The organism is Embleya scabrispora DSM 41855, from assembly GCF_000372745.1.
GTDB classification, from domain to species: domain Bacteria; phylum Actinomycetota; class Actinomycetes; order Streptomycetales; family Streptomycetaceae; genus Embleya; species Embleya scabrispora.
The window spans coordinates 36,913-45,481 of sequence record NZ_KB889711.1; the positions used below are offsets into that span (position 1 = coordinate 36,913).

The following is an 8,569-nucleotide window of genomic DNA, read 5'->3' on the forward strand; positions in this document are numbered from 1 at the left end:
GACAATACACGGGCCCTTACGGTCGCCGCAACGACGCAGGCGATCCGTGTCGTAGCGGCCCGAACCGGTGTATTGCCGCGCTCCACGGAGTGAGAGGACCTTCAAAGTGTTCTTGGATGCGACACAGTGGCAGGACAAGATCTTTCTCGATGGGACATGGGTGCCCGGCTCCGGTGGCACCACCGACGTAGTCGAGCCCGCAACCGGCGCCGTCCTCGGCCGGATCGGGCTGGCCGACGCCACCGACCTCGCCCGAGCGGCGAAGAGCGCCGCGGCCGCGCAGCTCGAGTGGGCCGCCACTTCCCACGTGGAGCGGGCGGCGGTGCTGCGCCGTGCAGCCGCGCTCTGGGCCAAGCACGCCGACGAGGTCTCATGGTGGAACATCCGTGAGGTGGGGGCCGTACCCGCGATGGCCGAGTTCGCCTTGCACGTCGGCGAGCAGGAGTGCTACGAAGCCGCCGCACTGCCCGGCCATCCGTACGGCGCGCTGATTCCCAGCGAGCAGCCCCGGCTGTCGATGACCCGCCGGGTTCCGGTGGGTGTGGTCGGGGTGATCTCGCCGTTCAACGTGCCGATCATCCTCGGGGTGAGGGCGGTCGCACCCGCGCTGGCGCTCGGCAACGCCGTCATCCTCAAGCCCGACCCGCGAACAGCGGTGACCGGTGGTGTCACCATCGCCCGGATCTTCGAGGAGGCGGGACTGCCCGCCGGCGTGCTGCAGATGCTGCCGGGCGGGCCCGGTGTCGGCGAGGCAATGGTGACCCACCCTCTGGTCCGGGTCATCGCCTTCACCGGCTCCACCGAGGCCGGACGCCGGGTCGGCGAGCTGGCGGGCAGGCACCTCAAGCGCGCGCACCTGGAGCTCGGCGGAAACTCAGCGTTGATCGTCCTCGACGACGCCGACCTCGACAGGGCCGTCAACCTCGCCGCCTGGGGCAGCTTCCTCCACCAGGGCCAGATCTGCATGACCACCGGCCGTCACCTGGTTCACGAACGGCTCCATGACGACTTCGTGGAGCAGCTCGCGGCCAAGGCCGCCGGGCTTGCGGTCGGTGACCCGGCCCGCGACAAGGTCGCCCTCGGCCCGCTGATCGATGCCGCGCAGCGCGACAGGGTCCACGCCGTCGTCACCGCCAGTGCCGATCACGGAGCGCGCATAGCGGCCGGCGGCCGCTTCGACGGACTCTTCTACGCCCCGACCGTCCTCGCGGACGTCTCGCCGGACACTCCGGCGTTCGCGCAGGAGATCTTCGGACCGGTGGCCCCGGTGGCCCGGTTCTCCGGCATCGAGGAAGCCGTACGCCTGGCCACCGCGACCGAGTACGGGCTGTCGCTCGGCATCGTCACCCGGGACGTCATGAAGGGTCTCGCGCTCGCCGACCGCGTGCCGACCGGCATCGTGCACATCAACGATCAGACCGTCAGCGACGAGGCCAACGTGCCCTTCGGCGGTGTCGGAGCCTCCGGCACCGGTGGCCGGTTCGGCAGCGCGGAGGCCAATATCGAGGCCTTCACCGAAACCCGGTGGGTGACCGTGCGCGGCCAGGCCCCGACCTATCCCTTCTGACCGGCCGGCGGGAACACCCGCGGAGATCACCGCGGCAGGACGGCGTCGCGGTAGCCGGCTTCCAGCAAACACCGACCGGTGACGGCTGAACCACCTCTTCGTCGCCGGCGACTGGTCCGGCCGAAGTCGATCATTCTTGGTATATCAAATATCACAGGAGGAGCAATGAGACCCAGACGCCTGGTCACCGCGCTGGCCGTGACTGCGGCACTCGTCGCCGGCGGATGCGGCGGATCCAAATCCGCGTCCGGAGGCGGCGGGGGGAAGAAGGAGAACGTCACCTACCTCACCTCCTTTGGCACGTTCGGCCGCGAGGCCTACGCCTACGTCGCGCTGGAGAAGGGGTACTTCGCCGAGGCCGGATTCGACGTCACCATCGCCGTGGGCAGCGGCACGGTCGACGACATGAAGATGGTCGCCGGTGGGCGGGCGGACTACAGCGTCGGCGATTTCACCACCTACGCGATCACCTCCGCCAAGGAGCAGTTCCCGCTCACCGTGGTCGGAGCGATCCACCAGCGGTCACTGGCCGGGATCATGGCCCTGGAGGGCAGCGGCATCGGCAAGCCGGGTGATCTGGTCGGGAAGAAGATCGCCGATCAGCCCGGGTCGACGAACCAGGTCATGTTTCCCGTCTATGCCAAGGCTGCGGGCATCCCCGCCGACAAGGTCGAGTTCGTGCCGTCGGCGCCGACGGCACTGCCGCAACTGCTCGTGTCCGGCCAAGTCGACGGAATCGGCCAGTTCGCGGTCGGCAAGCCGCTGATCGAGAAGGCCACCAAGGGCAAGAAGGTGGTCGTGTTGCGGTACGGCGATCTGCTGCCCGACTTGTACAGCAACACCCTCTTCACGCGCAAGGACATCGCGGACAAGCACCCGGAGCAGGTGAAGAGGTTCAGCGCTGCCCTGCTCAAGGGCCTGGCCGATGCCGTCGCCGACCCGGAGGCCGCCGCGCGGATCCTCAAGAAGTACAACCCCACACAGGACGCCGAGGTCGCCGCCGCAGAGCTGAGGCTGATGGCGGACTACGTGAAGCCGCCGGGCTTCACCGAGCCACTGGGCTCGATGGACCGCAATCGCGTGTCGACGATCGTGCGCATTCTGGAGGATTCGAAGGCGATCAAGAAGGACGCGTTCGGCATCAACGACTACGTCTCCTTCGGTCTGGTGCCGGGGGGGTCGGCCTCGTGATCCAGGTGGAGAAGGTCACCCAGGTCTTCGCGTCGCGCGGCGGGTCCGTGCACGCGCTCGACGGCATCGACCTGCACGTCCGGGAAAGGGAGTTCGTCACGTTGATCGGCCGCTCGGGTTGCGGCAAGTCGACGTTGCTCCGGCTGATGGCCGGACTGCTGACACCGACCCAGGGCAGGGTGCAGGTGGCGGGGGAACTCGTCACCGCGCCACGACCCGACGTGTCGGTGATGTTCCAGCGCCCAGCCCTGCTGCCGTGGCGCTCGGTGGTGTCCAACGTGATGCTGCCGGTGGAGATCTGCGGCGGTGACAAGAAGCGGTACCGCGACCGGGCGCACGAACTGCTCGAGCTCGTGGGCCTGACCGGGTTCGCGGGCAAGTACCCGCACGAGCTGTCGGGCGGCATGCAGCAACGGGTCTCGCTGTGCCGATCGCTCATCACGCGGCCCAAGGTCCTGCTGATGGACGAGCCCTTCTCCGCGCTGGACGCGCTGACCCGGACCGAGATGTCGGAGGAGTTGCAGCGGATCCAGATGGAGTTGGCGACCACCATCGTCTTCGTCACGCACTCCATCGAGGAGGCCATCGTGTTGGCCGACCGGGTCGTGGTGCTCAGTCCGCACCCCGGCCGGCTGCGAGAGACCGTGGACATCGAGATCCCGCGGCCGCGGGATCTCGGCCTGGACACCCACGCGGCTGACGTGGCCCGGCTCAGCAGCCGGCTGCACGCACTGCTGGCCGCACCGCCGCGCGAGACCACCGACCACAGGATGGTGCACCAGTGAGCCTGACTGCTCCCCGGGCCGCACGGAGCGGCTCGCTGTTCGTGTCGATCGCCGCACCCGCCCTCAGCATGTTCGGGGTGATCGGCCTGTGGTGGCTGGCCACCATCGTCTTCGAGATCGATTCGTTCCTGCTGCCAAGCCCGAAGGACGTCGTCGAGGCCTTCCTCCGGCAGCCGGACTACCTGATGGACCAGACCTGGGTGACCGTGATGGAGACGGTCGAGGGGTTCCTGCTGGCAATCGTGGCCGGCGTACCGATCGCATTGCTGATCGCGCGCTCGGAGCTGCTGGAACGGATGATCTACCCGCTGCTCGTGGCGGTGCAGGCGATTCCCAAGATCGCGGTTGCGCCGATCCTGGTGGTGTGGATGGGTTTCGGCTCGACGCCGAAGGTCGCGATGGTCTTTCTGGTCTGTTTCTTCCCTGTGGTGATCTCCACCGCATCCGGGATGAAGTCGACGCCGAGCGAGCTGGCCGAACTGCTCCGCTCGCTGAACGCCGGCCGCGCCCAGGACTTCTTCAAACTGCGCGTCCCGTACGCGCTGCCGCAGATCTTCGTCGGCCTGAAGGTGGCGATCTCACTTGCCGTGATCGGCTCGGTGATCGCCGAGTTCGTCGGTGCGAGCGCGGGGTTGGGCTTCGTGATCGTGCAGTCCGGCGCCAGTGCCGACACCGCGCTCGCCTTCGCCGCGATGGGCCTGCTGAGCGTGGTCAGCATCGTGCTGTACTACGCGTTGGTCCTGCTCGAGAAGCGGCTCCTGCCCTGGGCGGAGGAGAACCGATGACGGGGCCGGCACCCCGGCCGGCCACCGAGTGCGCGCCCTGGCGGACCGGGCCGAGGGGACCCGCGCGGCGCCGTTACAACGGCCCAATCCCCCGGTACGGCGCCCACGCCGGTCCCCGGTCCCCGTGGCCCGGCCCCACCGCAGGCCGCGGCTGGCCGGCCCCAAACACAAGCCGGAACTGCCGCTGGAGCGGTGCCACGCGGAACCGGCCGTACCCCCTATCGACTCCACGACGCAGCGACGGAGGATCACCACGATGAGAGCCGCGGTACTCCACACGCTCGGCGGCCCGCCGGAATACGGCGAGTTCACCGAGCCCACGTCGGCTCCGGGGCACACGATCGTGCGCGTAGCGGCGGCAGGCGTCCACCACTACGTCCTCCATGTGGCGTCCGGCTCCTTCTACACCGGGCCTCCCAGGCTGCCCTCGGTTCCCGGCAGCGACGGCGTCGGCCGGCTCCCCGACGGCCGGCGCGTGTACTTCGACACCACTCGCCCGCCGTTCGGATCCTGGGCGGAGTACGCATCGGTCCCCGAGGCCGCCTGCCTTCCGGTCGCCGAGGGCATCGACGACGCGACGGCCGCCGCGCTGGGCAACACTGGCCTTGCCGCCTGGACCGCCCTCCAGTGGCGGGCGGGGCTCCGGCCGGACGAGACCGTGCTCGTCCTCGGAGCCACCGGTTCCCTCGGGCGGGTCGCCATCCAGGCGGCCAAGGCACTGGGCGCAGGCCGTGTGGTCGCCGCCGATCTGGACAGCGACCGGCTGCGTGCCCTGACGGCGCAAGGGGCGGACGCGGTCGTCGCGATCGACGGTCGGGGCGACCTGGCCGAGCGATTGCGCGATGCCGCGGACGGCGGCGCCGACGTGACCATCGACCCCCTGTGGGGTGCCCCCGCGCTCGCCGCGATGCAGGCCGCGGCGCACGGCGCACGCCACATCCAGCTCGGCACCGCCGCCGGCGAGACACTCGAGTTCACCGCGGCCGCTCTCCGCTCGCACATGATCGACCTGCGCGGATTCGCCGTCTTCCGGTGCCCGATCGACGTGCGTCGGCAGGCTTACCGCACGCTCACCCGGCACGTTGCCGACGGAGCCATCGCCATCGACCTCGAAGTCGTGCCTCTGTCGGACGTCGCCACGGCCTGGCATCGGCAGCTGACCGGCGCCGGGACCAAGCTCGTCCTCGACGTCTCCACCGCCCCCCACCCACCGCAACACCGGCCGTGACCGCACACGGCGCCGAACCGGCGGGTCCGCCACACCGGCGGCAGACGAACGTGATCATCTGGCCGGCGATGTCACCCATGCCGAGCAACCCGAGCCCAGGAGGAAACCCGTGGATGACCGACCCGACACCATCAACGACTACAGGGCGACGTACGAGAGGATGCTCGGATTCGTCCCGCCGCGGGTGCAGTCGCGCTTCGATACGTCGTCCAAGGCCAATCCGGAGGTCCTGCTCGCCCAGGAACGCCTCCGCAACCTGATCATGTATCCCACCGCGCTGGACCAGAAGACCGTCCAGCTCGTGCTGTTCGGCATCCTCCACGCCAGGCTGAGCGACGCCGCCAAGCTGCACGGCCTCGCCGCGCTCCGCGCCGGCGCCGGCTGGGACGAACTGCGCGCCGTCATCGACCTGGCGTTCCTGTTCACCGGGATGTCCGCTGCCAACCGCGGACCGAGCGTCCTTGAAGAGATCGCGGAACTGGAGAAGAAGAGCCATGGATGAACCGCTGTACGAACTGGCCCACCTGGGCCACGCCGAACTTCTCACCCCCGTGTACGAGGAGAGTCTGGCGTTCTTCGTCGACGTCTACGGGCTGGACCTGGTGGCAGAGGCCGACGGCAGCGCCTACCTGCGGGGGTGGAGTGACCACGACCTCACCACGCTGAAGCTGACTGCCGCAGACCACGCCGGGCTCGGCCATGTCGGCTGGCGCACGGTCAGTCCCCAGGCACTGGATCGTCGTGTCGCGGCGTTGGAAGAACGCGGCGCGGCCGGAAAATGGATCGACGGCGATGTGGGACACGGCAAGGCGTACCAATTTCGCGCGCCGAGCGGACAGCAGATGGAGCTCTACTACGAGGCCGAGAAGTACCAGGCGCCCGCCGACAAAGCATCGTATCTACTCAACCAACCGCAGTCCTCGGTCAGCCGGGGAGTCGGCGCCGCCCGCATCGACCACATCAACGTCCTGTCCCGGGACATCCCCGACGCGCGCAAGTTCATGTGCGACACACTCGGCTTCAAGCTCCGCGAACACCTCGTCCCCCCGGGGCAACCCGAGGTCGGCGCCTGGCTGAGCCTGATGAACAAGGCCCACGACCTCGCCATCACCCGTGAACCCGCAGACACCACCGGCCGACTGCACCATCTCGCGTACGCGGTGGAGAACCGCTCGGACGTACTCCGCGCCGCCGACGTGTTCTGCGAACTGGGCACCCCGATCGAGTTCGGGCCCGCCAAACACGCCCGGACCCAGGGCTTCTTCCTGTACGTCCTCGAACCCGGCGGCAACCGGATCGAGATCTTCGCCGGCGGGATCCACATCTACGCGCCCGACTGGGAACCGGTCACCTGGACCACCGAAGGCGACGGCCGATCCACCGGTTGGGGCCTGGCCGTGCCGGACAGCTTCCACACCCACGCCACCCCGACCCTGCCGTGACATGAGGAGCCGACGGCACACCCGGTGACCCGGTCCGGTGCCGCCCGGGAGACGCCCGCCCTCGGCCTCCGGGCGTCTGCTCCGGCTGCTTGCGCCACGCCGAGACCGCCTCCACCAGGTAAGGCACCGTGCGCACCCTGGTCCTCCTGCCGGTCGGCAAGCCGGCCGCCGCCGTACCGACGAGCAGGAGGACACGATCGTCGACATTGCCCCCGACCCCGTCACCTTCGGGAGGCAACGATCCCCGTCCTGTCGATCCTTCCGGAAGGCAGGATCCACTCCGGCGCTCGGGCGCACCGCAGGCTCCTACGGTGCCCGCGTCGCAGTCCGGCCCGGGGGCCATGCTCGAACTCGCGGGAAGGAAATCAGAAATGGCACATTGGACCGAGCAGAGCATTGCCGATGAGCTGTACCAGGCCGAGGCCGAGAGACGTGATCGGCGGCCCTTCACCGACGACTGGCCGTCCCTTGACGTCGAAACGGCGTATCGTACCCAGGCCCGACTCATCCAAAAGAAGACAGCTACGGGACAGACCGTCACCGGCGTGAAACTCGGACTCACCTCCCTGGCCAAACAAAAGCGCATGGGAATCGCGTCCCCCATCACCGGCTGGATAACCGATCGGATGCAGCTCGCGGAAGGCACTCCCATACCCATGGGCGACCTCATCCACCCCCGGATCGAGCCGGAAATCGCATTCGTCATGGGGCGACGACTGGAGGGCCCCGACGTGACCGCGGAAACAGCTCTCTCCGCGGTGGAATCAGTCCGAGCCGCGTTCGAAGTCATCGACTCGCGCTATCAGGACTTCCGATTCCAACTCCCCGACGTCATCGCCGACAACGCCTCGTCGTCACGGTTCTTCCTCGGCAGCCTCAGCCGTCACCCCAAGGACCTGGACCTGGCCGCCGAGGAATGCGTTCTGCGCATCGACGACCGCATCGTCGGCTCGGCCACAGGATCAGCCGTTCAAGGACACCCGGCCGAGGCCCTGGCACAGGCCGTCAACGCGCTCGCGGAACGCGGGATCGCCCTCCGACCCGGGTGGATCGTCCTCACCGGCGGGTTGACGGACGCCGCCACCGTCAACGCCGGCGAACGAATCACGGCAGAGTTCGCGAATCTGGGTTCGCTTACTGTCGTGGGGAAATCACCTCACTGAGCTTGACTCTGTCGGTGATCTTGGATGGTCGAGGTCAGGTGCCAAGGGTGCGCCAGGACTTCGATCGGGGAAACGCCTGCTGGTCCAGGAAGGTCTGGAAGGCGGTCGGCGGTCTCGGTGAGCAGGTCTTCTCGGCCCCCGACCGGCCGCTGAGTCGTTCGATGTTCACGGCGATGGCTGTGAGTACGTGTTGCAGGTGGGCTTTCGGTTGTCCTCGGTAGCGGCAGTGGCGCATGCCGTGTCCGTGGCCGAACTCGTTGATGGTGCCCTCGACTCCGGAGCGGACCGCGTAGCGTGCCTTCCATTCGGGTGTCTGTTGCTCGGCGCGGACGCGGACTTGCAGGTCGCGGGGCTCCCGCGAGGGAAAGCCCACGTTGCGGGTGCTCTCGCGGGAGTTGGTGCACCGGG

The 8,569-nt window shown here is 68.6% G+C and carries 9 protein-coding genes; 8 read left to right on the forward strand and 1 reads right to left on the reverse strand.

All coding sequences use genetic code 11. From position 1 onward, the window contains the following. Positions 1-106 precede the first annotated feature (106 nt). The 8 genes from A3IC_RS0142795 (at position 107) to A3IC_RS0142830 (ending at position 8,161) form a co-directional block, all read left to right on the forward strand. Complete coding sequence (locus A3IC_RS0142795) at positions 107-1,567, forward strand: aldehyde dehydrogenase family protein (protein ID WP_026219387.1); 1,461 nt, start codon at positions 107-109, stop codon at positions 1,565-1,567. A gap of 165 nt (positions 1,568-1,732) precedes the next feature. Continuing rightward, complete coding sequence (locus tag A3IC_RS0142800) at positions 1,733-2,758, forward strand: ABC transporter substrate-binding protein (RefSeq protein WP_020556221.1); 1,026 nt, start codon at positions 1,733-1,735, stop codon at positions 2,756-2,758. Continuing rightward, positions 2,755-3,543 carry an ABC transporter ATP-binding protein gene (locus tag A3IC_RS0142805; RefSeq protein ID WP_020556222.1) on the forward strand — a complete coding sequence of 263 codons (789 nt, stop codon included), beginning with the start codon at positions 2,755-2,757 and terminating at the stop codon, positions 3,541-3,543. Before A3IC_RS0142800 ends, A3IC_RS0142805 begins: the two co-directional genes overlap by 4 nt. Next, positions 3,540-4,328: an ABC transporter permease gene (locus A3IC_RS0142810; RefSeq protein ID WP_020556223.1), complete on the forward strand. Its 789-nt coding sequence runs from the start codon at positions 3,540-3,542 to the stop codon at positions 4,326-4,328. Before A3IC_RS0142805 ends, A3IC_RS0142810 begins: the two co-directional genes overlap by 4 nt. Before the next feature lie 256 nt (positions 4,329-4,584). Next, positions 4,585-5,556, forward strand: a complete 972-nt coding sequence (locus A3IC_RS59805; protein WP_020556224.1) for a quinone oxidoreductase family protein — start codon at positions 4,585-4,587, stop codon at positions 5,554-5,556. Between the two features lie 109 nt (positions 5,557-5,665). Continuing rightward, entirely contained in the window at positions 5,666-6,058 is a 393-nt protein-coding gene (locus tag A3IC_RS0142820; protein WP_020556225.1) for a carboxymuconolactone decarboxylase family protein, read from the forward strand. Then, positions 6,051-6,998: a VOC family protein gene (locus A3IC_RS0142825; RefSeq protein ID WP_020556226.1), complete on the forward strand. Its 948-nt coding sequence runs from the start codon at positions 6,051-6,053 to the stop codon at positions 6,996-6,998. Before A3IC_RS0142820 ends, A3IC_RS0142825 begins: the two co-directional genes overlap by 8 nt. Positions 6,999-7,369: 371 nt before the next feature. After that, positions 7,370-8,161, forward strand: coding sequence for a 2-keto-4-pentenoate hydratase (locus tag A3IC_RS0142830; RefSeq protein ID WP_020556227.1), 792 nt, complete (start codon positions 7,370-7,372; stop codon positions 8,159-8,161). A 34-nt stretch (positions 8,162-8,195) separates the two neighbouring features. Here A3IC_RS0142830 and A3IC_RS0142835 read toward each other — a convergent pair. Further along, positions 8,196-8,569 (reverse strand): transposase (locus A3IC_RS0142835; protein WP_020556228.1); only part of this gene is annotated, 374 nt, incomplete at its 5' end.

Bases quoted from the DNA above. Each gene is read 5' to 3' on its own strand.
- A3IC_RS0142800 (WP_020556221.1), top strand. From the start codon at position 1,733: ATGAGACCCAGACGCCTGGTCACCGCGCTGGCCGTGACTGCGGCACTC.
- A3IC_RS59805 (WP_020556224.1), top strand. From the start codon at position 4,585: ATGAGAGCCGCGGTACTCCACACGCTCGGCGGCCCGCCGGAATACGGC.
- A3IC_RS0142825 (WP_020556226.1), top strand. From the start codon at position 6,051: ATGGATGAACCGCTGTACGAACTGGCCCACCTGGGCCACGCCGAACTT.
- A3IC_RS0142830 (WP_020556227.1), top strand. From the start codon at position 7,370: ATGGCACATTGGACCGAGCAGAGCATTGCCGATGAGCTGTACCAGGCC.